Source organism: Rathayibacter sp. AY1A4 (assembly GCF_002930955.1).
GTDB lineage: Bacteria > Actinomycetota > Actinomycetes > Actinomycetales > Microbacteriaceae > Rathayibacter.
Map to the genome: position 1 here is coordinate 86,357 of NZ_PSTN01000012.1, position 25,929 is coordinate 112,285.

Genomic DNA, 25,929 nt, shown 5'->3' on the forward strand with positions numbered 1-25,929 from the left:
GGAACCGGTGAGCGACGCCCGGGCGGCGCAGGACGGGCTCGGCTCCTTCTCCGCGGCGCCCGCAGTTGGCGGCCCTCCGGGCTCGTGGCAGTCTTGACGCGTGACCGACTCGTCCGCTGCCCCCGCCACCTCGACCGATTCCGAGCTCGAGTGGCTGACCGTCCCCGACCTCGTGGAGCTGACCGGGCTCGGCGCCGGCCGGGTCCGCCGCCTCCTCGAGGAGCGCCACCTGCTCGGCACCCGCCGCGACGGCGTGCTGAAGGTCCCCGCCCTCTTCCTCCGCGACGGGGAGCCGATGAGCGAGATCCGCGGCACCGCGATCCTGCTCGCCGACTCCGGGTTCACCGACGACGAGGCGGTCGACTGGATGCTGACGGTCGAGGAGAGCCTGGGCACGAGCCCGATCGTCGCCCTCCGCGCCGGCCGCAAGGCCGAGGTCCGGCGGGTCGCCCAGGCCCTGGCCTGATCCCGCCGGTCCGCTCCTAGGAGGTGCGGACCGTGACCTGGGCGGCCAGCTCGCGCAGCTCCGCCACGCCCTCCGTGCGGAGCGGCGCGTCGGGGAGGACCGCGATCGCCGCGGCCACCTCCTGGTCGATGCGCTCCTCGAGCCGCTCGAGGGCGCCGCTGCCCGCGATGATCTCCTGCGCCCGCGCGATGGACGCCGCGTCGGCGTCGTTCCGGCCCACGACCGCGTCGAGCTCGGCCCGCTCGCCCGGCGAGCACGCGCCGCGGGCGAGGCCGAGCAGCACGGTGCGCTTGCCCTCCCGCAGATCGTCGCCGGCCGGCTTGCCCGTCACTGCCGGGTCGCCGAAGACTCCGAGGACGTCGTCGCGCAGCTGGAAGGCGATCCCGACCGGGAGCCCGAAGCGGCGCAGGGCGTCCAGCTGAGCGTCGTCGCCGCCGGCGAGGGAGCCGCCGATCACCAGCGGCGCCTCGATGCTGTACTTCGCGCTCTTGTAGACCACCACCCGCTCCGCCCGCTGCAGGTGCTCGTGCTCGGGGTGCTGCACCCACGCGCTCTCCTCGAGGATGTCGAGGTACTGGCCCAGCGTGACCTCGGTGCGCATCAGGTTGAACTCGGCGCGCGCGCGCTCGGCCGCGACTCGATCCCCGAGCGACCACTCCGCCGCGGCGAAGATCTCGTCCGACCAGACCAGGAGGAGGTCGCCGAGGAGGATCGCGGAGGAGCGGCCGAACTCGTCGCGGTCGCCGGTCCAGCCGCCGTCGGCGTGGAAGGAGGAGAAGCGCCGGTGCGCCGCGGGAGCGCCGCGGCGGGTGTCGGAGTTGTCGATCACGTCGTCGTGGACGAGGGCGGCGGCGTGGAACAGCTCCAGCCCGGCGCCCACCCTCGCGATCGGATCGGAGCCGCTCGGATGGGCCTCGCTCGAGGTGCTCGACACCGCGTTCCAGCCCGCCTCGCAGAAGCGCGCGCGGAACCGCTTGCCCCCGCTGAGAAAGTCCCGCGAAAGGTCGCCGAGGGCGGAGACGTCCTCTCCTATGGAGCGCAGAATTGGCGTGCGCCCGGTGAGGAATTCATCGATTCGGAGCTGGACGCGATCGACCAGTCGAGAGCTGTGGTTCACCCGACCAGCCTATGCACCGAAGGTGCCTGGTGCCTGCGTCGGGCTCGGTCTACACTGAAGCGCCGCCCGACCGGTCGAGCCCAGACGCCGCCTATTCCGGTGCCGATCCCCGAAAGGGTCGACGCCGCACCCTGAAGGGGTCACGATGCCGCTTTCGGAACACGAGCAACGGCTCCTCGATGAGATGGAGCGGAACCTCTACCAGAACGACGCCGATTTCGTGGCGGCGGTCGGCAAGGGACGCGGCGGCACCAACTACCGGGCCCTCGTGCTCGGCATCCTCCTCGGCATCCTCGGTCTCGCCGTGCTCGTCGCGGGAGTGGTCGTGCGCCAGCCCCTCGTCGGCATCCTCGGGTTCGCCTTCATGCTCGGCGGCGTGATCGTGGCCATGCGCCCGGCCGCCGGCGGCTCCTCCGAGCCCGGCCTGCCCGACGTCGGCCGTCCGTCGAAGCCCCGCTCGGGCAACCGCCAGGGGTCCGGCTTCATGGACCGTCTGAACGACAGGTGGGACAACCGCGGAGACGGGCGCGGCTAGCCCCCCTCCGCTCCACCACAGGGTCGATCCTCACGGATCGGCCCTTTTTTCGTGCCCGCGGCCTCCCTCCCGCGGCCTTCCCCCTCCACTTCGCCCCACTGTCGCGATTCCGCGGAAACACGCGGATGACCTGGGCCTCTCCGGCGCGCCCCGCGCCGCGCCGGGGTTGTGAGTGGGGGGAAGTGGAGTACTGTGGAGGACACACCATCCTTGGCCGGAAGAAGTGGGGGGCAGTCCGTGTTCCTCGGCACGTATTCCCCCAAGCTCGACGAGAAGGGCCGCGTGATCCTCCCCGCCAAGTTCCGCGACGAGCTCTCCTCCGGAGTCGTCGTCACGCGCGGCCAGGAGCGGTGCCTGTACGTGTTCAGCCAGGCCGAGTTCGAGGTGATGCACGAGAAGATCCGGCAGGCGCCGGTGACCAGCAAGCAGGCGCGGGACTTCCTCCGGGTGTTCCTCTCGGGCGCGAGCGCCGAGACGCCGGACAAGCAGAACCGCGTGACCCTCCCGGCTCCGCTGCGTGCGTACGCGGGCCTCGACCGCGACCTCACCGTCATCGGAGCGGGCAACCGCGCCGAGATCTGGGCGCAGGGCGCCTGGGAGACCTACCTGCAGGAGCAGGAGTCCGTGTTCTCCGACACCCAGGAGGAGGTGATCCCCGGCCTGTTCTAGGTCCTGTCGCGCGACTCCCAGCCACTCGGCGCCCGGACGCACCTTCCCCGGTGTCCGGACGCGAGGTGGATGGGGATCGGACGACAGGAACGGGAACGGCGGGACCGCCATGGCAGAGAACACTCCGAAGGACGCTCCGCGCCCGACCGAGGAGCGGCACCTCCCGGTGCTGCTCGAGCGCTGTGTCGAGCTCCTCGCTCCGGCGCTGGAGCGCGACGGGGCGGTCGTCGTCGACGCGACGCTCGGCATGGGCGGGCACTCGCTCGCGCTGCTCGAGCGCTTCCCCGGCCTGCACCTCGTGGGCCTGGACCGCGACCCCGAGGCGCTGCAGCTCGCGGGGGAGCGGCTCTCCGCCCACGCCTCCCGGATCGACCTCGTGCACGCCGTCTACGACGAGCTGCCCGACGTGCTCGACGAGCTGGGCATCGACACGATCGACGGTGCGCTCTTCGACCTCGGCGTCTCCTCGCTCCAGCTCGACGAGACCGAGCGCGGCTTCTCCTACTCCAAGGACGCGCCGCTGGACATGCGGATGGACTCGACCGCCCCGCTCACGGCGGCGAGCATCCTCGCCGACTACGACGAGACCGCCCTGCGCCGCATCTTCCACGAGTACGGCGAGGAGCGCCTCGCCGCGCGCTACGCCAAGAAGATCGTGGAGGCCCGCCGCGAGGCTCCGCTGGAGCGCTCCGGCCGTCTCGTCGAGATCATCCAGGCGGCGACCCCGGTCGCGATCCAGCGGAACGGCCACCCCGCCAAGCGCGTCTTCCAGGCGCTGCGGATCGAGGTCAACCAGGAGCTGTCCGTCCTCGAGCGGGCGATCCCCGCCGCCCTGGGTCGGATCAACGAGGGCGGGCGGATCGTCGTCGAGGCGTACCAGTCGCTCGAGGACCGGATCGTCAAGCGCGCGCTCCAGGCCGCGTCCTCCTCCACCGCCCCGGCCGGCCTCCCGATGGAGCTGCCGGAGCACCGACCCGAGTTCCGACTCGTCATCCGCGGAGCCGAGCTCGCCTCCGACGACGAGAAGGCCCGCAACCCCCGAGCGACACCCGTGCGTCTGCGCGCGGCCGAGAGGATCAGGAGCACCGCATGAGCGCCACCGCCGTCATCGACCCCGCCGTCATCGACACCGCCCGCCGAGCACGCCCCGAGGAGGAGGCGCCCCGCCCCCGCATCGAGGCCGTCCCGGCCGGTCAGGCGCAGTCGCGCCCGAAGCTCGTCTACGGGATCGTCGCCGTCGCCGGCCTCTTCGCGATCATCGTCGTCCAGCTCCTGGTGAGCGTCGGCCTCTCGCAGGGGGCCTACCAGATCTCGGCGCTGCAGACCGAGCAGAAGTCGCTCACCCGCAGCAACGCGGAGAAGCAGGACGCCGTCGACACGCTGAGCTCGCCGCAGAACCTCGCCACCGCCGCACAGGGCCTGGGCATGGTCGCCAACACCGCGCCGGTCTACCTCCGCCTCTCGGACGGTGCCGTGCTGGGCGACCCCTCCTCCGCCGCGTCGAGCGAAGTCGCGGGCACCGCCTCCGCGCCGCTCGTGCCCAACGCCCTCGTCCCGGCTCTCCAGCCCGGCGCGAGCGCGTCCTCCCCGGCTGTCGACGGCGCGGCCGTACCGTTGCAGGGCGAGCTGCCCGCGCCCATCACGCACTGACGCACGGCGTCGCGGTCCGCCTCCGTGCGGGCACCCGCCCCGCGGGGCGCACGACGACCATCCGGACCCGACGAACGGCGGCCCGCCCGCCCGGAGCAAGAAGGACACCGCCGCAGTGAGACACCACCGCTCGAGCAGACGCCGCACGGCCGTCACGTTCGTCATCATCGTCGCCGTCGTCGGACTCTTCATCGGCAAGCTGGTGGACATCCAGATCGTGCGGGCGAACGAGCTCACCGATGCGGCCGCCCAGAACCAGTCGAACAGCGTCGTCACCTACGGCCAGCGCGGCCCCATCGTGGACCGCTCCGGGACGGTGCTCGCGGACACCACCACGCGCTACCGGCTGACGACCTCGCCGAAGAACGTGGCCGAGTTCCCGCGCGAGCTGGGCGAGGACCAGAAGGTCATGGTCAGCGTGCAGCAGGCCGCCTCCGAGATCGGCGCGATCACCGGGCAGTCGGTCGAGCAGATCACCGGAGCGGTGGACGCCGCGCTCGCGAAGGACGCGAAGGCCAACTACCTGATCCTCTCGGAGGGGCTCGACCTCGAGGCCTACCAGAAGCTCGTCGCGCTCGACATCCCGTGGACCTACTTCGAGACCCAGCAGGGACGCAGCTACCCCAACGGCGCGGTGGCCGGCAACCTCGTCGGCTACGTCGGGGCGGACGGAGCGGCCCAGGAGGGCATGGAGTACGCGGAGAACACCTGCCTCGCGGGGCAGAACGGGTCCGAGAGCTACGAGCGCAGCGCCGACTACGTCCGGATCCCGGGCAGCACCGTCTCGGAGACTCCGGCCGTCGACGGCGGGACGCTGAAGCTCACCATCGACTCCGACCTCCAGTACTACTCCCAGCAGGTCCTCTCGCAGCGCGTCGCCGAGGTCGGCGGCAGCTACGGGATCGTCGTGGTGCAGGAGGTCAAGACCGGCAAGCTGCTCGCCGTGGCCGAGACGCCGACCGTCGACCCCAACAACGTCGAGGCGAGCGCCTCCGCCGACCGCAGCTCGCGCGCCTTCCGCGCGCCGTTCGAGCCGGGCTCGACCTTCAAGCCGATGACGGCCGCGATGCTGATCGACCAGGGCCAGGCGGGCCCGACGACCCAGGTCGTCGTCCCGGACTCCTTCGAGAAGGACGGCGCCTCGTTCAGCGACGACTTCGCGCACACCCCGACGAACTACACGCTGACCGGCATCCTCAAGGACTCGTCGAACGTCGGCATCTCGATGCTCGGCTCCCGCCTGTCGGCCCAGACCCGCTACGACTACCTGCAGAAGTTCGGTCTCGGCACGCCCACCACGAGCGGCTTCCCCGGAGAGGAGGGCGGCCTGCTCGCCGACTACCAGGACTGGGACAACCAGACGAACTACACGACGATGTTCGGCCAGGGCGTCTCGGCGACCGCGGTGCAGGTCGCGAGCATCTACCAGACGCTCGGCAACGGCGGAGTGCGGCTCCCGTCGCAGCTGATCGACGGCTGCACCACGGCCGACGGCTCCGTCGTGGACGTCCCCGATGCGACGGGCACCCAGGTGGTGTCGAGCTCGGCCGCGAAGCAGGTCGTCGACATGCTGCAGACGCACTACAACGAGGGCTGGCTGGCGAACGACATCCACGTCGACGGCTACAACATCGCCACCAAGACCGGTACCGCGCAGCAGCCCGACGGCAAGGGCGGCTACTCGAAGAGCTACACCGTCTCGCTCGCCGGGCTCGCGCCGGCGGAGGACCCGGAGTACGTCGTGACGGTCACCATCGCCGATCCGGTTAAGATGAACACGTCCCAGGCGACGGCTCCCGTCTTCCAGCAGGTCATGACCCAGGTGCTCAAGACCAACCGGGTGGAGCCGTCCACGGTGCCGCCCGTCGAGTACCCGACGACGTGGTGAGCCCCGCCGGGACCACGATCCACGCACCAGAACGAGAGAAAGAGCGGGCAGTGCACGACCCTCGCCCGCAGTCCTCCCTCCGCCCCGAGCACCCCGTGCCGCGGAGCCTCTCGCAGCTCGTGGCCGAGTTCTCCCTCGGCCCGGTCCGCGGCCTCGAGGGCGTCGAGGTGAGCGGAGTCACGCTGGACTCGAACCAGGTCGAGTCCGGAGACCTCTACGTCGGTGTCGCAGGACGCCGTGCCCATGGCGCGGCCTTCGCGTCGGCCGCCGCGGCGTCCGGAGCCGTCGCCGTGCTGACCGACCCCGCCGGAGCGGAGCTCGCCGCCGACAGCGGCCTGCCCGTGCTGGTGACCCCCGACCCGCGGGCCGCCCTCGGCGACGTCGCCGCGTGGATCCACCGGACCCGCGAGGACGTCCCGACGCTCTTCGGCGTGACGGGTACCAACGGCAAGACGAGCGTCGTCTACATCCTCGACGCGCTGCTGCGCCGGCTCGGAGTCGTCTCCGGCCTCAGCTCCACCGCCGAGCGCCGGATCGGCGACGTCGCCGTGGTCAGCTCGCTGACCACTCCCGAGGCGAGCGAGCTGCACGGCCTGCTTGCTCGGATGCGCGAGTCCGCCGTCCGCGCGGTCTCCATCGAGGTGTCGGCGCAGGCGCTCACGCGGCACCGGATCGACGGCCTCGTCTTCGACGTCGTCGGCTTCACGAACCTCAGCCACGACCACCTCGACGACTACTCCGATCTGCGCGAGTACTTCGAGGCCAAGGCCGACCTCTTCGAGCCGGAGCGCGCACGCCGCGGCGTCGTCACGGTCGACAGCGCCTGGGGGCGCGAGCTCGCCGAGCGCAGCCGCATCCCCGTCGCGACGCTCGCCGGCTCTCCGGTCGTCGGAGTCGCCCCGAGGACGCCCGCCGACTGGTCGATGACGGTGCTGGACGCGACGGCCGACAGCACCACCTTCCGCCTGGAGGGGCCCGAGAACCGCTCCGTCGTCGTCACCGTCTCGCTGATCGGCTGGTACATGGCGTCCAACGCGGCGCTGGCGATCGTGATGCTGGTGGAGTCGGGCTTCGACCTGGACGCCGTCGCGCACGCGCTCGAGGACAGCCGTCTCGACGTCTACATCCCGGGCCGCGCCGAGCTCGTCTCGGGGGAGCGCGGACCGCGCGTCTACGTCGACTACGGCCACACCCCCGACGCGTTCCAGAACGCGCTCGAGGCGCTGCGGACCATTACGCCCGGCCGCCTGTTCATGGTGTTCGGGGCGGACGGGGACCGCGACACGACCAAGCGGAGCGACATGGGCGCCATCGCCGCCCGCCTCGCCGACGTCGTGGTCGTCACCGACTTCCACCCGCGCTGGGAGGATCCGGCCGCCATCCGCGCCGCGCTCCTCCAGGGTGCCCGGGCCGCCGTGCCCGACCGGGAGATCCACGAGATCGCCGACCCGCGCGCCGCCGTGCGCGCCGCCGTCGCCCTCGCGCGCGAAGGGGACTCGATCCTCTACGCCGGGCCCGGCCACGAGGACCACCAGGAGATCGCAGGAGTGCACATGCCGTATTCGGCCAGAGACGACGTCCGTCACGCGCTGCGCGAGGCGGGCTGGCTGTAGATGATCGCCCTCACCCTCACCGAGATCGCCGAGGCCGTCTCCGGACGCCTCCACCTGGCCGGCTCGTCCGCCACGGCCGCCACCGTGATCGACGGAGCGACCGAGACCGACTCCCGCGAGATCGCGCCCGGCGGGATCTTCGTCGCCAAGCGCGGCGAGCACACCGACGGCCACCTCTTCGCTCCCGCCGCTCTCGAGCGCGGTGCCGCGCTCCTCATCGTGGAGCGCCCGCTCGACCTCGACGTGCCGCAGGTCCTCGTCGACGACTCCGTCGAGGCGCTCGGAGCGCTGGCGACCGAGGTCGTCCGGCGCGTCCGCGCGAAGGGCGGGCTCACCGTCATCGGCGTCACCGGCTCGAACGGCAAGACGACGACCAAGAACCTCCTCCGCACCGTCCTCGAGCGGGTCGGCGAGACGGTCGCTCCGCGCGGATCCTTCAACAACGAGGTCGGCGCGCCGATCACGATGCTCCAGGTGTCCGAGTCGACGCGCTTCCTCGTCGCCGAGATGGGCGCGAGCGCGGTCGGCGAGATCCGCCGCCTCGTCCGGATGGCCAGGCCCGACGTCGGCGTCGTCCTCGCCGTGGGCCTCGCGCACGCCGGCGAGTTCGGCGGGATCGAGCGCACGCTCGAGGCCAAGACCGAGATGGTCGCCGACCTCACCGCCGACGACGTCGCCGTGCTGAACGCCGACGACGGCCGGGTCGCCTCGATGGCGGGCCGCACCGCCGCCCGGGTCCTCTGGTTCGGCCGCGGCGAGAGCGCGGACGTCCGCGCCGTCGACATCGACGCGACCGCCGACGGCACCCGCTTCGCCATCGAGGTCTCGGCGGGGGAGGGCCGCGAGGCCGCTCGCGCCGAGCTCCTGCTGCGCGTCCTCGGCGAGCACCACGTGATGAACGCCCTCGCGGCGACCGCCGCCGCGCTCTCTGTCGGAGTGGCGCTGCCCGCGATCGTCGAGGCTCTCGCGACCGTCACCCTCGCCGAGCGCGGCCGCATGGAGGTCCTGGGCGGCGAGGACGTCCGCGTCATCAACGACGCGTACAACGCGAGTCCCGACTCCACCGCGGCCGCCCTGCGCACCCTCGCCCAGATCGCGAAGCCCGGGGGGCGCACCGTCGCCGTCCTGGGAGAGATGAGCGAGCTCGGCGAGTGGGCCGACGAGGAGCACGAGCGCGTGGGCCTGCTGGCCGTCCGCCTCAACATCTCCCAGATCGTGGTGGTGGGCCGAGGCGCCCGCCGGATCCACGTCGCGGCCGAGCGCGAGGGATCGTGGAGCGGCGAGTCCGTCTTCGCGGAGACCTCCGACGAGGCGTTCGACCTCCTCGAGGACTACCTGCGACCCGGCGACACCGTGCTGGTCAAGTCGTCCAACTCCGCGGGGCTGCGCTTCCTCGCCGACCGTCTCGGGGAGCGTCACCGATGAGGGCACTCCTCCTGTCCGGCGCGTTCTCGGGAGCCTTCACGCTCCTGATGACGCCCCTGTTCATCCGCCTCTTCCACCGCCTGCAGTGGGGCCAGTTCATCCGCGAGGACGGACCGAAGTCGCACCACGTCAAGCACGGCACGGCGACGATGGGCGGCATCGTCATCATCATCGGCACCGTGGTCGGCTACTTCCTCGGGATGCTGTTCGGCAACCGGGCGATCGCGCCGTCGGCCCTGCTGGTGCTCTTCATGATGGTCGGGCTCGGGCTCGTCGGCTTCGTCGACGACTTCCTGAAGACCCGCAACCAGCGCAGCCTCGGCCTCGGCGGCTGGGCGAAGATCGCCGGCCAGGTCATCGTCGCCGCGGCCTTCGCGGTGATCGCGATCATGGTCCGCGACTCCAACGGGCTCACCCCCGCGTCCACCTCGATCTCGTTCATCCGCGACCTGCCGTTCGACTTCGCCTCCCTCGGCTGGATCGGCATCGGCCTGTTCGTGCTGTGGATCTGCATCATCGTCACCAGCACGTCGAACGGCGTGAACGTCGCCGACGGGCTCGACGGACTCGCGACCGGGTCCTCGATCCTCGCGATCGGCTCCTACGTCATCATCGGGTTCTGGCAGTCGAACCAGTGGTGCTTCGACCAGCACCTCAACCCCGAGGTCGTCGACAAGTGCTACCAGGTGAGCGACCCGTTCGACCTGGCCATCATCGCGGCGGCCGTCTCCGGTGCCCTGGTGGGCTTCCTCTGGTGGAACACCTCGCCGGCGCAGATCTTCATGGGCGACACCGGCTCGCTCGGCCTCGGCGGCGCGCTCGCGGCCCTGGCGATCCTCACCCGCACCGAGCTGCTGGTCATCCTCATCGGCGGCCTGTTCGTCATCGTGACCGGCTCGGTCATCCTCCAGCGGATCTACTTCAAGCTGACCCGGGGCAAGCGCATCTTCCTGATGAGCCCGCTCCACCACCACTTCGAGCTCAAGGGCTGGGCCGAGATCACCGTCGTGGTCCGGTTCTGGATCATCGCCGGCATCTTCGTCGCCGCCGGAGTCGGGCTCTTCTACCTGGAATGGCTGTCGCTGGCATGACCGATCCCGCCCGTCCCGACTCCCTCAGCAGCTGGCACTCGGACTGGCGCGGCCTGCGCGTCGCCGTGCTGGGCCTGGGCGTCACCGGGTTCTCGGTGGCCGACACCCTGACCGAGCTCGGCTCCGAGGTGCTGGTCCTCGCCGACCGCGCCGACGAGGAGCGCGAGCGCCTGCTCGAGGTGATCGGCGCCCGCCTGCACCGGGCCGACCGCCTCGACTCCGCTCCGGAGGAGCTGCACGCGTTCGCACCGGAGCTGGTCGTGGTGTCGCCCGGCTTCCGGCCGACGCACCCGATCCTCGTGTGGGCGGCGGAGTCCGGGATCCCCGTGTGGGGCGACGTCGAGCTCGCCTGGCGCGTCCGCGACAAGGTCGTGCGCGCCGATGGCACTCCGGCGGACTGGGTGGCCGTCACCGGCACCAACGGGAAGACCACGACCGTCCAGCTCACGGCGACGATGCTCGTGGCCGGCGGCCTCCGCGCCGCCCCCTGCGGCAACATCGGCCTGCCCGTGCTCGACGCGGTCCGCGACCCGCAGGGCTTCGACGTCCTCGTCGTGGAGCTCTCGAGCTACCAGCTGCACTACCTGGGCGCGATCGAGCCGATCGCGAGCGCGTGCCTCAACATCGCCGACGACCACCTCGACTGGCACGGCTCGTTCGACGCATACCGCGCGGCCAAGGGCAAGGTCTACGCCGGCACCCGCGTCGCCTGCGTGTACAACCGCGCCGACGCGGCGACCGAGCAGATGGTGCTCGACGCCGAGGTGGTGGAGGGCGCCCGGGCGATCGGATTCGGCCTCGGCGTGCCCGGCCCGAGCGACTTCGGGATCGTCGACGGCATCCTCTGCGACCGCGCCTTCCTCGAGGACCGCCGCACCAGTGCCCTCGAGATCACCACCGTGGACGAGCTCGCCGCACGGAACCTCGCCGCTCCGCACATCGTCCAGAACGTGCTCGCCGCGGCAGCGCTCTCCCGAGCGTGCGGGATCGAGGTCACGGCCGTCCGCACCGCGCTGGCGTCCTTCGAGCTCGACGCCCACCGCATCCAGGTCGTCGCCGAGCACGACGGGGTGACCTGGGTGAACGACTCCAAGGCCACGAACCCGCACGCCGCCGACGCCTCGCTGCGCGCGTACCCGTCGGTCGTCTGGGTCGTCGGCGGCCTGCTCAAGGGCGTCGACGTGGACGCCCTCGTGGCCGCGCACGTCGGCCGCCTGCGGGGCGCCGTGGTGATCGGCGCCGACCGCTCGGCGCTGCTCGCAGCATTCCGACGACACGCGCCCGCCCTCCCCGTGAGCGAGGCGGTGCCGGACGACACTGGTGCGGTGATGCAGGCGGCCGTCGAGGCCGCCGCGACGCTCGCCCGCTCGGGGGACGTCGTCCTGCTCGCACCCGCCGCGGCCTCGATGGACCAGTTCCTCGACTACGCGGCTCGGGGCCGCTCCTTCGCGGCCGCCGTGGCGACACACCTGGGAGGGGGAGCCGATGACCGCTCCGACGACGAGCCGCCCCGCGGGCCGCTCGCGCACTGAGCCGCGCGGGAAGGACCGGAGCGGGGCCCGCTCCGCGCGGATCGTCCTGTCGAAGGTCTTCGCCTCCCACTCGCCGAACTTCTACCTCCTCTTCGGCACCACGCTCTTCCTGGTGCTGTTCGGACTGACGATGGTGCTCTCCTCCTCGTCGGTCACCTCCTACGTGTCGAGCGACGACTCCTTCGGCGGCTTCCTGCGCCAGGGCGGATTCGCCCTCCTCGGGATCCCGATGATGCTGGTGGTCTCGCGGCTGCCCCTCGGCGTGTGGAAGCGCGTGACGCCGATCCTGCTCATCGCCGGCTGCGTCCTCCAGTGCCTCGTGCTCTTCACGCCGCTCGGCGACTCCGTCGGCGGGAACCGCAACTGGATCCGACTCGGCGCCTTCAGCATGCAGCCCTCCGAGATCATCAAGCTCGCGCTCGCCCTCTGGCTGGGGCTCCTGCTCGCCCGCCGCTACCGGTCGCCGAAGGACTGGAAGGACGCGCTCATCCCCGTCCTGATCGTCGGCGGCGCAGCGATCGGACTGGTCCTCATCGGAGGCGACCTGGGCACGGTCGTGATCATGGCGGGCATCGTCCTCGCCGCACTCTTCTACGCGAACGTCCAGATGAAGGTCCTCGTGCCGATCGTGGTGGTCGGCGCGATCGGAGCGGTGCTGTTCGCCGTCTCCAGCGACAACCGCCTCACCCGGATCATGTCCTTCCTCGGCGACTGCTCCAACGTCGAGGAGTACCAGAACTCGTGCTGGCAGCCGGTGCACGGCACCTGGGCGATGGCCTCCGGCGGGATCTTCGGCGTGGGCCTCGGCAACTCCAAGGCCAAGTGGTCCTGGCTGCCCGCCGCGGACAACGACTACATCTTCGCCATCATCGGCGAGGAGCTCGGGCTGATCGGAGCGATCGTCGTCCTGGCGCTGTTCGTGGTCCTCGCGGTCGCCTTCTTCCGCGTCATCCACGCGTCCTCCGATCCGTTCGTGCGGATCAGCACCGGCGCGATCATGGTCTGGCTGATCGGCCAGGCGTTCGTCAACATCGGCGTGGTCCTGGGGGTGCTCCCGGTGCTGGGGGTCCCGCTGCCGCTGATCTCCTCCGGAGGCACCGCCCTGCTCAGCTCGCTCCTCGCCATCGGCGTCGTCCTCTCCTTCGCCCGCACCCAGACCGCGCCCCTGCCCGGCGCGGGCGTGCTGCGCCGCAGGAAGGCGGCGGCGGAGTGACCCGCTACCTGCTCGCCGGCGGCGGCACCGCCGGCCATGTCAATCCGCTGCTCGCGACGGCCGACGAGATCCGCAGGCGGAACCCGGACGACGAGGTGCTCGTGCTCGGCACCGCCGAGGGGCTCGAGGCGCGCCTCGTCCCCCTCCGCGGCTACGAGCTCTCGGTGATCCCGCGGCTGCCGTTCCCGCGCCGCCCGAACGCGGCGGCGCTGCGGTTCCCCGGAGCCTTCCGCGCGACCATCGCCGGCATCGTCCGGACGATCCGCGACCGGCGGATCGACGCGGTGGTCGGCTTCGGAGGGTACGCGGCAGCACCCGCCTACCTGGCGGCCCGCCGCGCCGGCGTCCCCTTCACCGTCCACGAGGCCAACGCGCGCCCCGGGCTCGCCAACCGCCTCGGCGCGCGCGCGACCCGCTCGGTCGGCGTGGCCTTCGAGGGCACGCCCCTGCCGCACGCGCGGGTGGTCGGCATGCCGCTGCGCCGCGAGATCGCCGAGCTCGACCGGGCCGCGCGCCGCGACGAGGCGATGGCGGCGCTGGGCCTCGACCCGTCCCGGCAGACCCTCCTGGTCACCGGCGGCTCCCTCGGCGCTCGACGGATCAACGCGACGGTGCACGCCGCCGCCCGGGATCTCGTCGCCACCGGCTTCCAGGTCCTCCACATCACGGGCGACCGCGCCGAGATCACGGACCCGGGGGTGGCCGGCTACCACCTCCTCGCCTACTGCGACCGGATGGACCTCGCGCTGTCCGCCGCGGACGTGGCCGTCTCCCGCGCGGGGGCGGCGACCGTCAGCGAGCTGACAGCCCTCGGCCTGCCCGCGGTCTACGTCCCGTACCCGGTCGGCAACGGCGAGCAGCGCTACAACGCGCGCGGCGTCGTCGACGCCGGGGGAGCGGTCCTCGTCGAGGACGCCGCCTTCCTCCCCGGCTGGGTCCAGCGGGAGCTCGTACCGCTCCTGGGCGACACCGCCCGTCGCGACGAGATGGCGCGCCGGGCCGCCCGCGTGGGAGTCCGCGACGGCTCCGGGCGGCTCGTCGACCTGATCGAGTCGACCCTCTCCGCTCCGCGCTGAGCCCGCTCCGCGCGGCTCGTGAGAGCACTCCCGCCCACCGTCTACACTGATCCGGCGCACCGCGGGAGGCCCCTCCCGCCCGCCGCGACCCACCCGAAAGCGAGAGCCCCGTGATCAAGCCCGACCTCGGCATCACCGTCCCCGACGAGCTCGGCTCGGTCCACTTCATCGGCATCGGCGGCTCCGGGATGAGCGGGATCGCCCGGCTGTTCCACCACGCCGGGCACCGGGTCACCGGGTCCGACGTCCGCGAGTCCCACCCCATCGAGCAGCTGCGGGAGCTCGGCGTCCCGGTCGCCATCGGCCACGACGCGGCGAACCTCGGGGACGCCGAGGCGGTCGTCGTCACCTCCGCCCTGTGGCCCGACAATCCCGAGTACCTGCTCGCGAAGGAGCGCGGCCTGCCCGTGCTGCACCGCTCGCAGGCCCTCGCCTGGCTGGTGCGCGGCAAGCGCCTGGTCGCGGTGGCCGGAGCGCACGGCAAGACCACGTCGACCGGCATGATCGTCACCGGCCTGCTCGGCGTCGACGCCGACCCCAGCTTCGTCAACGGCGGCATCATCGAGAGCCTCGGCACCTCCTCCGCCGCCGGCTCCGGCGAGGTCTTCGTCGTCGAGGCCGACGAGTCGGACGGCAGCTTCCTCCTCTACGACACCGCGGTCGCCCTCATCACGAACGTCGACCCGGACCACCTCGACCACTACGGATCGCTGGAGGCGTTCGAGGAGGCCTTCGTCACCTTCGCCTCCTCCGCGAGCGAGCTCGTCGTCATCTCCTCCGACGACCCCGGCGCCGTCCGCGTCACCGAGCGGCTGGACGGCGGACGGGTGCTGACCTTCGGCGAGGCCGAGGGGGCGGACGTCCGCGTCGTCGACCTCGACCTCGTCGGCCCCGTCGGCTTCTCGGTCGAGTACGAGGGCAGGCGCTACTCGGCCCGCCTCCGCATCCCCGGCCGGCACAACGCGATCAACGCGGCCGGCGCGTTCGCAGTGCTGGTGGGCCTGGGCTTCGATCCGGCCGCCTCGCTCGAGGCCGTGTCGGCGTTCGGAGGCACGGAGCGCCGCTTCGAGCTGCACGGAGCGGTCCGCGGAGTCAGCGTCTACGACGACTACGCCCACCACCCCACCGAGGTGGCCGCCGCCCTCTCCGCCGCGCGCACCGTGGTCGGCGAGGGCCGCATCATCGCCGTGCACCAGCCGCACCTCTACAGCCGCACCCGCCTCTTCGCCCGCGAGTTCGCCGAGACGCTCGAGCGCTACGCCGACGAGACGATCGTCCTCGACGTCTACGGGGCGCGCGAGGATCCGGAGCCCGGAGTGACCGGAGCGCTGGTCAGCGAGAAGTTCGCCGACCCGTCGCACGTCTCGTTCGTCCCGGACTGGGCGGAGGCGGCCCGCCTCACGGCCGGCATCGCGCGCGAGGGCGACTTCGTCATCACCCTCGGCTGCGGCGACGTCTACCGGATCATCCCGCAGGTGCTCGAGTCGCTCGGCGCGAGCGAGGCCGCGCCGGTCGCACGATGACCGCGGTCCTCGCGCCCGAAGCGGGGGAGCGGCCGTGAAGCGGCCCGACGGCGGACGCCCTCCGGCGCGCGGTCGGAGCGTCCCCACGCGCGGCGGCGAGCCGGAGCCGGACACCGAGCCGATCCGGATCGTCACCGCGATCCGCGTGGACCCGGAGCCGGCCGAGCGCACTCCGTCGCGCGCGGGCGCGGTCCGCCGCGCCCTCTCGGGCCTGCGTCTGCCCGGTGCCGAGAACCGGGCCGTCTCCCGGGCCGCCCGCGAGCGGAGGCGCTACGAGCGGGGGGAGGTCCGCCGCTTCACGAAGCGCGCGCGTCGGCGCCGCCTGATCGCCCTGGTCGTGGCCGGGTCGCTCGTCGCCCTCGCCCTGATCGTCGGAGTCGCGGCCTTCTCGCCGCTCATGGCCGTGCGCACGATCGAGATCTCGGGCACCCAGCGCGTCGACGCCGCCGCCCTGCAGAGCGAGCTCGACGACCAGCTCGGCGTCCCGCTCACCCTCGTGGACCGGAACGAGGTCGGCCGCGTGCTGGGCGCGTCCCCGCTCATCCAGAGCTACTCGGTGCAGACCCGGCCGCCGAGCACCCTCGTGGTGTCGATCGTCGAGCGCACGCCCCTCGGCGTGATCGCGGCGGGGGGCCGCTTCGAGCTCGTGGACGCGGCCGGAGTCGTCATCGAGACGGCGGACTCGGCGCAGCCCGGCTACCCGGTCCTCACCACCGCGTCCGGCGACGCCTCGGGAGCCGGCTTCCGCGCGACCGCGCGGGTGCTGCGCTCCCTGCCCGCGTCGCTCGCTCCGCAGGTGACGGCCGCCACCGCCACGACCGGCGACGACGTCTCGCTCACCCTGCAGAACGGCACGGAAGTCGTCTGGGGCGGGTCGGACGAGTCGGCGCTCAAGGCCGTCGTGCTCGAGAAGCTGATGGCCGCGACCGACCCCGCCGTCGTCGGCACTTACGACGTGTCCTCGCCCCAGGCCGCCGTCGTGGCGCCCCGGCCCTGACCGGCGGCGGATCCGCGCGTTCTTTCGAGCGTTGCGGGCGTGTCTGCTGGGAGCGCGACCGGACTCCGCCTACCGTCGGAGCCGAACCCCAAATGCATACTCAGCATAACTTTAAGCCTCAACTACAGGTTTAAGGTTCAGCCCGGAGGCCGGAGACGTGACTTCAAACCAGAACTACCTCGCCGTGATCAAGGTCGTCGGCATCGGCGGTGGCGGCGTCAACGCCGTCAACCGCATGATCGAGCTCGGCCTGCGCGGTGTCGAATTCATCGCGATCAACACGGACGCCCAGGCGCTCCTGCTCAGCGACGCCGACGTCAAGCTCGACGTGGGCCGCGAGCTGACCCGCGGACTCGGCGCCGGCGCCGACCCCGAGGTCGGCCGCCGCGCCGCCGAGGACCACGCCGAGGAGATCGAGGAGGTCCTCGCGGGGGCCGACATGGTCTTCGTCACCGCGGGCGAGGGCGGCGGCACCGGCACAGGCGGCGCGCCCGTCGTCGCGCGGATCGCCAAGTCGATCGGCGCCCTCACCATCGGCGTCGTGACCAAGCCCTTCGGGTTCGAGGGACGCCGTCGGCAGACGCAGGCCGAGGCCGGCGTCGCGACGCTGAAGAACGAGGTCGACACGCTCATCGTCGTCCCGAACGACCGCCTGCTCGAGATCAGCGACCGCGGCATCTCGATGCTCGAGGCCTTCGCGACCGCCGACCAGGTGCTCCTCGCCGGCGTCCAGGGCATCACCGACCTGATCACCACGCCCGGCCTGATCAACCTCGACTTCGCCGACGTGAAGTCGGTCATGCAGGGCGCGGGCTCGGCGCTGATGGGCATCGGCTCGTCGCGCGGCGCCGATCGCGCGATCAAGGCGGCCGAGCTGGCCGTCGCCTCACCGCTGCTCGAGGCCAGCATCGACGGCGCGCACGGCGTGCTCCTCTCGATCCAGGGCGGCTCGAACCTCGGCATCTTCGAGATCAACGACGCGGCGCGCCTCGTCCAGGAGGCGGTGCACGCCGAGGCGAACATCATCTTCGGTGCCGTGATCGACGACACGCTCGGCGACGAGGTGCGCGTCACCGTCATCGCCGCGGGCTTCGACGGCGGAGAGCCGGGCGGGACCGCTCAGGCCGCGATCGCCCAGCCGCGCCAGCAGCAGAGCTCGGCGAGCGAGTCGGCCGCCGAGCCCGTCCCGGCTCCCGCCGCCGCCCCTGCGGCCGGCTCGATCTGGGCGAGCACCCCCGTCGCCGCCCCGGCCCCTGTCGCCGACCCGTCCTTCGACGACGACGACAGCGACCTGGACATCCCCGACTTCCTCAAGTAGTCGTGCCGGATCCGGAGCTGGCCGCGCGCTGGGCCGAGGTCTCCGAGCGGGTCGCCGACGCGACCCGCTCGGCCGGTCGCGAGGCGTCCTCGGTCACGACCATCGTGGTGACCAAGTTCCACCCCGTGTCGCTGCTCCGCGACCTCCTCGAGCTGGGCGTCGTCGACTTCGGCGAGAACCGGCACCAGGAGGCGCAGGAGAAGTCGGCCGAGCTGGCGGGGACCGCTGCGCGCTGGCACTTCATCGGGCAGCTCCAGAGCAAGAAGGCGCGCCAGGTGCGCCGCTACGCCGACGCCGTCCACTCCGTCGACCGGCTCGCGCTCGTCCCGCTGCTGGAGGCGGGGGAGGAGCCTCTCGACGTGTTCCTGCAGGTCAACCTCAACGAGGATCCCGACCGCGGGGGAGCGTCGCCCGCCGACGTCGAGCCCCTCGCCGAGGCTCTCGCCGGGGCGCCCGGCCTCACGCTGCGCGGCGTGATGGCGGTCGCTCCGCTGGACGAGGAGCCCCGTCCGGCGTTCGCCCGGCTCCGGTCGATCTCCGACCGCGTGCGCGCCGTCGAGCCCTCCGCCACGGCGATCTCGGCGGGCATGTCGAACGACTTCGCCGAGGCGATCGCGGAGGGTGCGACACACCTGCGAATCGGATCGGCAATCACCGGAGAACGCCCCGCCCGCACCTAACCTCGTGGTGACCCACCTGTGGGAGCACACACGACACGGAGGACACCCCATGGCCAACCCGCTGAAGAAGACGATGGTCTACCTCGGACTCGCCGACGAAGAGGTCGAGTACGAGCGCGCAGAGCCCGTCGAGGCGGCCCCGGCGACGGCCCACCGCGCACCGGTCTCCCCGGTGCAGCCCGTCCCTCCCGTCGAGCCGGTGCAGCAGCCCCGCGCGACGGTCACCCCGCTCCGCAAGCCCACCCCCCAGACCCCGAAGGCGACGGCACCCGCCGAGATGAACGAGATCCTCACCGTCCACCCGAAGCAGTACCGCGACGCGCAGGTCATCGCGGAGAACTTCCGCGACGGCATCCCCGTGATCATCAACCTCTCGCAGATGAGCGATGCGGACGCCCGCCGCCTCATCGACTTCGCGAGCGGACTCTCGCAGGGCCTCTACGGCCGCATCGAGCGCGTGACGAGCAAGGTCTTCCTGCTCTCGCCGTCGCACATCACCGTCGCCGGCGACTCCGCCTCCGCCGAGAGCGACGCCGACGCGTCGTTCTTCGCGAAGTCCTGATCCCGGGGAGCCCTGGCCCCCGGTGACCTCCGTCGTCTCGCTCCTCGGGAGCGTCCTGTACTTCGTGCTGCTGCTCTACTTCTTCGCGATGTGGGCGCGGTTCGTGCTCGACCTCGTCCGCGTGATCCGACGCGACTGGCGCCCCCGCGGTGCCGGCCTCGTCGCCGCGGAGGGCGTCTACACCGTCACGGACCCGCCGATCGGCTTCTTCCGACGCCTGATCAAGCCGGTCTCGATCGGTCCGATCGCGCTCGATTTCGGCTGGAGCCTCACCATGCTCTGCGTCATCGTGGGCATGTACATCGCCACGTGGCTCCAGCGCGCCTGACCGTCCCTGTATCGTTGGCACGTCCGGACGTTCCCCGCGGTGTCAGCACTGCGCCGTGCGCCTGAAGTTGCTAGCTTTAGTCGCGCGTTGTTAAACGTGTACCTACTTGAAATCGAAGGTGGAAAGCCATGGCGCTCACTCCCGAAGACGTTGTCAACAAGCGGTTCCAGCCGACCAAGTTCCGTGAGGGATACGACCAGGACGAGGTCGACGACTTCCTCGACGAGGTCGTCGTGGAGCTCCGCCGCCTGAACCAGGAGAACGAGGAGCTTCGTCAGCGCCTCTCCTCCGGCGACAGCCGCCCCTCGGACGCCCGAGTCTCCGACGCCCCGCGCGAGAGCACTCCTGCTCCCGCTCCGGTGGTCGACGAGGCACCCGAGCCGGAGCCGCAGCCCGAGCCCGAGCCCACCCCGGCTCCCGCACCGGTCGTCGCTCCCGTCAGCTCCTCGCAGTCGGCTCCGGTCGACGAGGCCGAGAGCTCCAGCGGACTCCTGCAGCTCGCCCGCCGCCTCCACGAGGAGCACGTGCGCGAGGGTGCCGAGAAGCGCGACGCGCTCGTCGCCGAGGGTCGTGCCACGGCGGCCCGCATCGTCGCCGAGGCCGAGGCCAAGCAGCGCCAGCAGGTCGCGAAGCTCGAGGAGGAGCGCGCGACGGTCGAGCACCGCATCGACGAGCTCCGCACCTTCGAGCGCGAGTACCGCCAGAAGCTGAAGAGCTACATCGAGGGCCAGCTCCGCGACCTCGACACCCAGCCGGCGTCGACGGAGTCCTCGCTGTCGGGCTTTGGGGCGTAGTCCCGCCGCAGCGGACGTCAGGCCGAGGGTGCTCGTCACCCTCGGCCTCGTCGCGCTCGCGGTCTTCGCGATCGATCAGACCGCGAAGTTCCTGGTCACGACGAACCTGACCCTGGGCGAGGACGTCCACGTCCTCGGCGACGTCCTGATCCTGCACTACGTGAAGAACCCGGGTGCCGCCTTCTCCCTCGCGAGCGGGTCGACCTGGATCTTCTCGATCATCGCGGCGTGCGTCGTCGTCGCCGTGATCTGGTTCTCGCGCCGGATCCGTTCCACCGCGTGGGGCGTCTTCTTCGGCCTGCTGCTCGGCGGCACCCTCGGCAACCTCTTCGACCGGCTGTTCCGAGAGCCCTCCTTCGGGCTCGGACACGTCGTCGACTTCCTCTTCACGCCGTGGCTGCTCCCGGCGATCTACAACGTCGCCGACATCGCGATCTGCACGGCGATGGCGCTGTTCGTCCTCCTGAGCGTGCGGGGCGTCGGCCTCGACGGCACCCGCGAGCGCGCGGGCCGCGACGAGCAGGTCGCGTCCGAGGACGGCGCTCCCGCCGCCCCCGGAGCGGGCGCCCCCGCAGCGGCCTCCTCCGTCGAGGAGGCGGCCCGCGACGCCGACCGCCCCGGCGGACGCTGATGGCGCAGTCCCGAGAGCTGCCGGTCCCGGACGGGCTCGACGGCCTCCGCGTGGACGCGGCCGTCGCGAAGCTGCTCGGCTTCTCGCGCACCTTCGCGGCCGAGGTCGCCGAGGCGGGCGGAGTGAGCGCCGACGGACGGGTCCTCGACAAGAGCGATCGCGTGCACGCCGGCACCTGGCTGAGCGTCGAGTGGAGCCCGCGCGAGGAGCCGCGGATCGTGCCGATGGCGGTTCCCGGCCTCGGCATCGTGCACGACGACGACGACATCGTGGTGATCGACAAGCCCGTCGGAGTGGCCGCGCACCCCGCGGTGGGCTGGGAGGGGCCGACGGTGCTCGGCGCCCTCGCCGCCGCGGGCTTCACCGTGTCGACCTCCGGTGCGGCCGAGCGCGCGGGCATCGTGCACCGGCTCGACGCCGGCACGAGCGGCCTCATGGTCGTCGCGAAGTCCGAGCGCGCCTACACGCACCTCAAGCGCGCGTTCCACGACCGCACGGTCGAGAAGGTCTACCACGCGGTCGTGCAGGGCCACCCCGACCCGCTCGCCGGGACGATCGACGCCCCGCTCGGCCGCCACCCGTCCTCGGACTGGAAGTTCGCGGTCCGCGCCGACGGCAAGCCCTCGGTGACCCACTACGAGACGATCGAGGCCTTCCCGTTCGCCTCCCTCCTCGAGATCCACCTCGAGACCGGCCGCACCCACCAGATCCGCGTGCACATGGCCGCCCAGCGCCACCCGTGCGTCGGCGACACGATGTACGGCGCCGATCCGACCCTCTCGAAGCGGCTCGGCCTCACCCGCCAATGGCTCGACGCGGTCCGGCTCGGCTTCACCCACCCGGGCTCGGGGGAGTGGGTGCAGTTCGAGGCGTCCTACCCCGACGACCTGGTGCACGCCCTCGAGGTGCTGCGCGGGGAGTGATCCGCGCTCTCCCGGCCGGACCCGCGTCCGGCGCGGTTAGACTTCTTCCCGCCGTGTCCACGGGCCCTCCCGGGTCGCCGGCCATCCCTCCCCTGCCCGCAGTCCGCCGGAGGCGCATCCTTGCCGAGTAACGATTCCTTCGTCCACCTCCACGTGCACAGCGAGTACTCGATGCTCGACGGTGCAGCGCGGGTGAAGCCGCTGATCGACGCGGCGGTCGAGGAGGGCATGCCGGCCATCGCCGTGACCGACCACGGGAACGTGTTCGGCGCCTTCGACTTCTGGCGCACCGCGACGGCGGCGGGGATCAAGCCGATCATCGGCACCGAGGCCTACCTCACCCCGGGGACGCACCGCTCCGACAAGACCCGCATCCGCTGGGGCGACGGCGGAGGGGACGACGTGTCCGGCTCCGGCGCGTACACCCACATGACGCTGCTCAGCTCGACCACGACGGGCATGCACAACCTCTTCCGCCTCTCCTCGCGCGCGTCGATCGAGGGCTACTACTTCAAGCCGCGCATGGACCGCGAGATCCTCTCGCAGTACTCCGAGGGCCTGATCGGCACCACGGGCTGCCCGAGCGGCGAGGTCCAGACGCGCCTGCGCCTCGGCCAGTACAAGGAGGCCCGCCAGGCGGCCGCCGACTACCGCGACATCTTCGGCAAGGAGAACTTCTTCGCCGAGATCATGGATCACGGCCTCGACATCGAGCGGCGGGTGATCGGCGACGTCATCCGGCTCGCGAAGGACCTCGACCTCCCGTTGGTCGCCACTAACGACCTGCACTACACGCACGCGCACGACGCGACCTCGCACGCGGCGCTGCTCTGCGTGCAGTCCGGGACCACCCTCGACGACCCCAAGCGCTTCAAGTTCGACGCGGACGAGTTCTACCTCAAGTCGCCGCGCGAGATGCGCCAGGTCTTCCGCGACCACCCCGAGGCCTGCGACAACACGCTCCTCATCGCGGAGCGCTGCGACGTCCAGTTCGACACCTCGGCGAACTACATGCCGCGCTTCCCGGTGCCGGAGGGCGAGACCGAGGACACCTGGTTCGTGAAGGAGGTCGAGGCCGGACTGCGCGAGCGCTACCCGGACGGCATCTCCCAGGAAGTGCGCGACCGGGCGGACTACGAGACCCGCGTCATCCTGCAGATGGGCTTCCCCGGCTACTTCCTCGTCGTCGCCGACTTCATCAACTGGTCCAAGCGCAACGGGATCCGCGTCGGTCCCGGCCGCGGCTCCGGTGCCGGCTCGATGGCGGCCTACGCCATGAAGATCACCGACCTCGATCCGCTGCGCCACGGCCTGATCTTCGAGCGCTTCCTCAACCCCGACCGCGTGTCCATGCCCGACTTCGACGTCGACTTCGACGACCGTCGCCGCGGCGAGGTCATCCGCTACGTCACCGAGAAGTACGGCGACGAGCGCGTCGCGCAGATCGTCACCTACGGCACCATCAAGGCGAAGCAGGCTCTCAAGGACGCCTCGCGCGTCCTCGGCTTCCCGTTCGGGATGGGCGAGAAGCTGACGAAGGCCATGCCGCCCGCGATCATGGGCAAGGACATCCCGCTCAGCGGCATCAACGACCCCGCCCACGCGCGCTACAAGGAAGCGCTCGACGTGCGCAACGTCATCGCCGAGGACCCGCAGGCCAAGCTGGTCTTCGACACCGCGCTCGGACTCGAGAACCTCAAGCGCCAGTGGGGCGTGCACGCGGCCGGCGTCATCATGTCCAGCGATCCGCTGCTGGACATCATCCCGATCATGAAGCGGGAGCAGGACGGCCAGATCGTCACGCAGTTCGACTACCCCGCGTGCGAGTCGCTCGGGCTGATCAAGATGGACTTCCTGGGGCTGCGGAACCTCACGATCATCGACGACGCCCTCGACAACATCCGCGCCAACCGCGGACAGGACCTCGTGCTCGAGGACCTCGAGCTCGACGACCAGGCCGCCTACGACCTCCTCGCGCGCGGCGACACGCTCGGCGTCTTCCAGCTCGACGGCGGCCCGATGCGCGGGCTTCTCCGGCTGATGAAGCCCGACAACTTCGAGGACATCTCCGCAGTCCTCGCGCTCTACCGGCCGGGCCCGATGGGCGCCGACTCCCACACCAACTACGCGCTGCGGAAGAACGGCGTGCAGGAGATCACCCCGATCCATCCGGAGCTCGAGGAGCCGCTCTCGGAGGTGCTCGGAGGGACCTACGGCCTGATCGTGTACCAGGAGCAGGTCATGTCGATCGCGCAGAAGCTCGCGGGCTTCACGCTCGCGCAGGCCGACCTGCTGCGGCGCGCGATGGGCAAGAAGAAGAAGTCCGAGCTGGACAAGCAGTTCGAGGGCTTCTCGGGCGGCATGATCGCCAACGGCTACTCGATGGAGGCCGTCAAGACCCTCTGGGACATCCTGCTGCCCTTCTCCGACTACGCCTTCAACAAGGCGCACTCGGCGGCGTACGGCGTCGTCTCCTACTGGACGGCGTACCTCAAGGCGCACTACCCCGCGGAGTACATGGCCGCGCTGCTCACCAGCGTCGGCGACTCCAAGGACAAGATGGCCGCCTACCTCAACGAGTGCCGGCGGATGGGGATCAAGGTGCTCCCGCCGGACGTCAACGAGTCGATCGGCTTCTTCACCGCCGTCGGCACCGACATCCGCTTCGGCCTCGGCGCCGTCCGCAACGTCGGCATGAACGTCGTCGAGGGCATCCGGGCCGCCCGCGAGGAGAAGGGGCGCTTCGAGACGTTCCACGACTTCCTCCGCAAGGTGCCGTTGCAGGTGACCAACAAGCGCACCATCGAGTCGCTCATCAAGGCCGGCGCCTTCGACTCGCTCGGCTCGACCCGCCGCGCCCTGGTCGAGGTGCACGAGGACGCCGTCGAGGCGGCGGTGGGGGAGAAGCGCAACGAGGCGAACGGCCAGGTCGGCTTCGACTTCGACAGCCTCTGGGACGAGCCGCAGGCCGCGATCCAGGTGCCCGAGCGGCCCGAATGGGCCAAGCGCGACAAGCTCGCCTTCGAGCGCGACATGCTCGGGCTCTACGTGTCCGACCATCCGCTCGCCGGACTCGAGACCGAGCTCGCCAAGCACTACAGCACCACGATCGCCGACCTGCTGATCTCGGAGACGATCGCCGACGGCGAGACCGTGGTCGTCGCGGGCCTCGTCACGAGCGTCCAGCACCGCATGGCCAAGGCCTCCGGCAACCAGTACGGGATGATCCAGGTCGAGGACTTCGGTGGCGAGATCACCTGCATGTTCATGGGGAAGGCGTACCAGGAGTTCGCCCCGGCGCTCACGAACGACTCCATCGTCGTCGTCAGAGGCCGCGTCAGCATGCGCGACGACGGTATGAATCTGCACGCGTTCAGCCTGTTCGCCCCCGAGATGAGCCAGGACGGCGACTCGGGACCGCTCACCGTCTCGATGCCCGAGTCGCGCGCGACCACCGACACGGTCTCGCAGCTCAGCGACGTGCTCATCCGCCACTCCGGCCAGACCGAGGTGCGGCTGAAGCTCATCAAGGGCGACACGGCCCGCGTGTTCGAGGTGCCGTTCCCCGTGCGCATCACCCCGGACCTCTTCGGCGAGCTGAAGAGCCTGCTGGGGCCGAACTGTCTGTATTGAATTCCGAGCCGGTCCCTGCCCGGCTCGGCGCGGTCGGCTGGGCAGGGTGGCCGGGTCGGTGAGAGCGTCGTGCGTCCGGCTACGGCGATCCGCTCGCACGCGGATCGCCGGTTCGCGGTGTCTGTGGCGAGCCGGTCCCCGACCGGCTCGGCGCGGTCGGCTGGGGAGGGTGGCCGGGTCGGTGAGAGCGTCGTGCGTCCGGCTACGGCGATCCGCTCGCACGCGGATCGCCGGTTCGCGGTGTCTGTGGCGAGCCGGTCCCCGA

The 25,929-nt window shown here is 71.5% G+C and carries 23 protein-coding genes; 22 read left to right on the top strand and 1 reads right to left on the bottom strand.

Features of this window, described 5'->3' with window-relative positions; genetic code table 11:
• The first annotated feature begins 100 nt into the window (after nucleotides 1–100).
• A complete protein-coding gene (locus tag C5B92_RS09190) occupies nucleotides 101–466 on the top strand; it encodes an Rv2175c family DNA-binding protein (protein WP_104238694.1) in 366 nt (121 codons plus the stop codon).
• Between the two features lie 16 nt (nucleotides 467–482).
• On the opposite strand, the gene C5B92_RS09195 is transcribed toward C5B92_RS09190, so the two are convergent.
• On the bottom strand, nucleotides 483–1,583 hold the full coding sequence (locus tag C5B92_RS09195; protein ID WP_104238695.1) for a polyprenyl synthetase family protein: 1,101 nt from the start codon (nucleotides 1,581–1,583) through the stop codon (nucleotides 483–485).
• Nucleotides 1,584–1,728: 145 nt separating this feature from the next.
• Here C5B92_RS09195 and C5B92_RS09200 point away from each other — a divergent pair, with 145 nt between their 5' ends.
• The 21 genes from C5B92_RS09200 (at nucleotide 1,729) to dnaE (ending at nucleotide 25,664) form a co-directional block, all read left to right on the top strand.
• The gene (locus tag C5B92_RS09200; protein WP_104233350.1) at nucleotides 1,729–2,118 is read left to right on the top strand and encodes a DUF3040 domain-containing protein; all 390 of its coding nucleotides are present in this window, start codon (nucleotides 1,729–1,731) and stop codon (nucleotides 2,116–2,118) included.
• Nucleotides 2,119–2,355: 237 nt separating this feature from the next.
• On the top strand, nucleotides 2,356–2,787 hold the full coding sequence (mraZ, locus tag C5B92_RS09205) for a division/cell wall cluster transcriptional repressor MraZ (RefSeq protein ID WP_104222586.1): 432 nt from the start codon (nucleotides 2,356–2,358) through the stop codon (nucleotides 2,785–2,787).
• Between the two features lie 109 nt (nucleotides 2,788–2,896).
• Entirely contained in the window at nucleotides 2,897–3,880 is a 984-nt protein-coding gene (gene rsmH, locus C5B92_RS09210) for a 16S rRNA (cytosine(1402)-N(4))-methyltransferase RsmH (RefSeq protein WP_104255491.1), read from the top strand.
• Nucleotides 3,877–4,437: a hypothetical protein gene (locus C5B92_RS09215; RefSeq protein WP_104222588.1), complete on the top strand. Its 561-nt coding sequence runs from the start codon at nucleotides 3,877–3,879 to the stop codon at nucleotides 4,435–4,437. The genes rsmH and C5B92_RS09215 overlap by 4 nt, the downstream gene beginning before the upstream one ends.
• Before the next feature lie 115 nt (nucleotides 4,438–4,552).
• Entirely contained in the window at nucleotides 4,553–6,325 is a 1,773-nt protein-coding gene (locus C5B92_RS09220) for a penicillin-binding protein 2 (protein WP_244229623.1), read from the top strand.
• Nucleotides 6,326–6,375: 50 nt separating this feature from the next.
• Nucleotides 6,376–7,938 (top strand): Mur ligase family protein, encoded by a 1,563-nt coding sequence (locus tag C5B92_RS09225; RefSeq protein WP_104350315.1) that lies wholly within the window; start codon nucleotides 6,376–6,378, stop codon nucleotides 7,936–7,938.
• The gene (gene murF, locus C5B92_RS09230) at nucleotides 7,939–9,363 is read left to right on the top strand and encodes a UDP-N-acetylmuramoyl-tripeptide--D-alanyl-D-alanine ligase (protein WP_104222590.1); all 1,425 of its coding nucleotides are present in this window, start codon (nucleotides 7,939–7,941) and stop codon (nucleotides 9,361–9,363) included.
• Nucleotides 9,360–10,454, top strand: a complete 1,095-nt coding sequence (gene mraY, locus C5B92_RS09235) for a phospho-N-acetylmuramoyl-pentapeptide-transferase (RefSeq protein ID WP_104222591.1) — start codon at nucleotides 9,360–9,362, stop codon at nucleotides 10,452–10,454. Before murF ends, mraY begins: the two co-directional genes overlap by 4 nt.
• Nucleotides 10,451–11,986 (top strand): UDP-N-acetylmuramoyl-L-alanine--D-glutamate ligase, encoded by a 1,536-nt coding sequence (gene murD, locus C5B92_RS09240; protein WP_104350316.1) that lies wholly within the window; start codon nucleotides 10,451–10,453, stop codon nucleotides 11,984–11,986. The genes mraY and murD overlap by 4 nt, the downstream gene beginning before the upstream one ends.
• Nucleotides 11,940–13,199: a putative lipid II flippase FtsW gene (gene ftsW / locus C5B92_RS09245; protein ID WP_104222593.1), complete on the top strand. Its 1,260-nt coding sequence runs from the start codon at nucleotides 11,940–11,942 to the stop codon at nucleotides 13,197–13,199. Before murD ends, ftsW begins: the two co-directional genes overlap by 47 nt.
• Complete coding sequence (gene murG / locus C5B92_RS09250) at nucleotides 13,196–14,275, top strand: undecaprenyldiphospho-muramoylpentapeptide beta-N-acetylglucosaminyltransferase (protein WP_104269151.1); 1,080 nt, start codon at nucleotides 13,196–13,198, stop codon at nucleotides 14,273–14,275. The genes ftsW and murG overlap by 4 nt, the downstream gene beginning before the upstream one ends.
• 110 nt (nucleotides 14,276–14,385) lie before the next feature.
• Entirely contained in the window at nucleotides 14,386–15,798 is a 1,413-nt protein-coding gene (murC, locus tag C5B92_RS09255; RefSeq protein ID WP_104233346.1) for a UDP-N-acetylmuramate--L-alanine ligase, read from the top strand.
• Between the two features lie 34 nt (nucleotides 15,799–15,832).
• Complete coding sequence (locus tag C5B92_RS09260; RefSeq protein WP_104256180.1) at nucleotides 15,833–16,795, top strand: cell division protein FtsQ/DivIB; 963 nt, start codon at nucleotides 15,833–15,835, stop codon at nucleotides 16,793–16,795.
• A 157-nt stretch (nucleotides 16,796–16,952) separates the two neighbouring features.
• The gene (ftsZ, locus tag C5B92_RS09265; RefSeq protein WP_104256179.1) at nucleotides 16,953–18,113 is read left to right on the top strand and encodes a cell division protein FtsZ; all 1,161 of its coding nucleotides are present in this window, start codon (nucleotides 16,953–16,955) and stop codon (nucleotides 18,111–18,113) included.
• 2 nt (nucleotides 18,114–18,115) lie between these two features.
• Nucleotides 18,116–18,793: a YggS family pyridoxal phosphate-dependent enzyme gene (locus tag C5B92_RS09270; protein ID WP_104350317.1), complete on the top strand. Its 678-nt coding sequence runs from the start codon at nucleotides 18,116–18,118 to the stop codon at nucleotides 18,791–18,793.
• A gap of 49 nt (nucleotides 18,794–18,842) precedes the next feature.
• Nucleotides 18,843–19,355, top strand: coding sequence for a cell division protein SepF (locus C5B92_RS09275; RefSeq protein WP_104222599.1), 513 nt, complete (start codon nucleotides 18,843–18,845; stop codon nucleotides 19,353–19,355).
• 22 nt (nucleotides 19,356–19,377) lie between these two features.
• Nucleotides 19,378–19,683, top strand: a complete 306-nt coding sequence (locus tag C5B92_RS09280) for a YggT family protein (protein WP_258059242.1) — start codon at nucleotides 19,378–19,380, stop codon at nucleotides 19,681–19,683.
• A 128-nt stretch (nucleotides 19,684–19,811) separates the two neighbouring features.
• Nucleotides 19,812–20,477, top strand: a complete 666-nt coding sequence (locus tag C5B92_RS09285) for a DivIVA domain-containing protein (RefSeq protein ID WP_104222600.1) — start codon at nucleotides 19,812–19,814, stop codon at nucleotides 20,475–20,477.
• Nucleotides 20,478–20,505: 28 nt separating this feature from the next.
• Nucleotides 20,506–21,108: a signal peptidase II gene (lspA, locus tag C5B92_RS09290; RefSeq protein WP_104239385.1), complete on the top strand. Its 603-nt coding sequence runs from the start codon at nucleotides 20,506–20,508 to the stop codon at nucleotides 21,106–21,108.
• Nucleotides 21,108–22,031, top strand: a complete 924-nt coding sequence (locus C5B92_RS09295) for an RluA family pseudouridine synthase (RefSeq protein WP_104256178.1) — start codon at nucleotides 21,108–21,110, stop codon at nucleotides 22,029–22,031. The genes lspA and C5B92_RS09295 overlap by 1 nt, the downstream gene beginning before the upstream one ends.
• 171 nt (nucleotides 22,032–22,202) lie before the next feature.
• Nucleotides 22,203–25,664 carry a DNA polymerase III subunit alpha gene (dnaE, locus tag C5B92_RS09300; RefSeq protein ID WP_244229655.1) on the top strand — a complete coding sequence of 1,154 codons (3,462 nt, stop codon included), beginning with the start codon at nucleotides 22,203–22,205 and terminating at the stop codon, nucleotides 25,662–25,664.
• Nucleotides 25,665–25,929 lie beyond the last annotated feature (265 nt).

Excerpts from the sequence above, each read along its gene's own strand:
- C5B92_RS09295 (WP_104256178.1), top strand. The coding sequence starts at position 21,108 with ATGGCGCAGTCCCGAGAGCTGCCGGTCCCGGACGGGCTCGACGGCCTC.
- dnaE (WP_244229655.1), top strand. The coding sequence starts at position 22,203 with ATGCTCGACGGTGCAGCGCGGGTGAAGCCGCTGATCGACGCGGCGGTC.
- C5B92_RS09215 (WP_104222588.1), top strand. The coding sequence starts at position 3,877 with ATGAGCGCCACCGCCGTCATCGACCCCGCCGTCATCGACACCGCCCGC.
- C5B92_RS09200 (WP_104233350.1), top strand. The coding sequence starts at position 1,729 with ATGCCGCTTTCGGAACACGAGCAACGGCTCCTCGATGAGATGGAGCGG.
- C5B92_RS09275 (WP_104222599.1), top strand. The coding sequence starts at position 18,843 with ATGGCCAACCCGCTGAAGAAGACGATGGTCTACCTCGGACTCGCCGAC.
- rsmH (WP_104255491.1), top strand. The coding sequence starts at position 2,897 with ATGGCAGAGAACACTCCGAAGGACGCTCCGCGCCCGACCGAGGAGCGG.
- ftsW (WP_104222593.1), top strand. The coding sequence starts at position 11,940 with ATGACCGCTCCGACGACGAGCCGCCCCGCGGGCCGCTCGCGCACTGAG.
- murF (WP_104222590.1), top strand. The coding sequence starts at position 7,939 with ATGATCGCCCTCACCCTCACCGAGATCGCCGAGGCCGTCTCCGGACGC.
- murD (WP_104350316.1), top strand. The coding sequence starts at position 10,451 with ATGACCGATCCCGCCCGTCCCGACTCCCTCAGCAGCTGGCACTCGGAC.
- C5B92_RS09285 (WP_104222600.1), top strand. The coding sequence starts at position 19,812 with ATGGCGCTCACTCCCGAAGACGTTGTCAACAAGCGGTTCCAGCCGACC.
- mraY (WP_104222591.1), top strand. The coding sequence starts at position 9,360 with ATGAGGGCACTCCTCCTGTCCGGCGCGTTCTCGGGAGCCTTCACGCTC.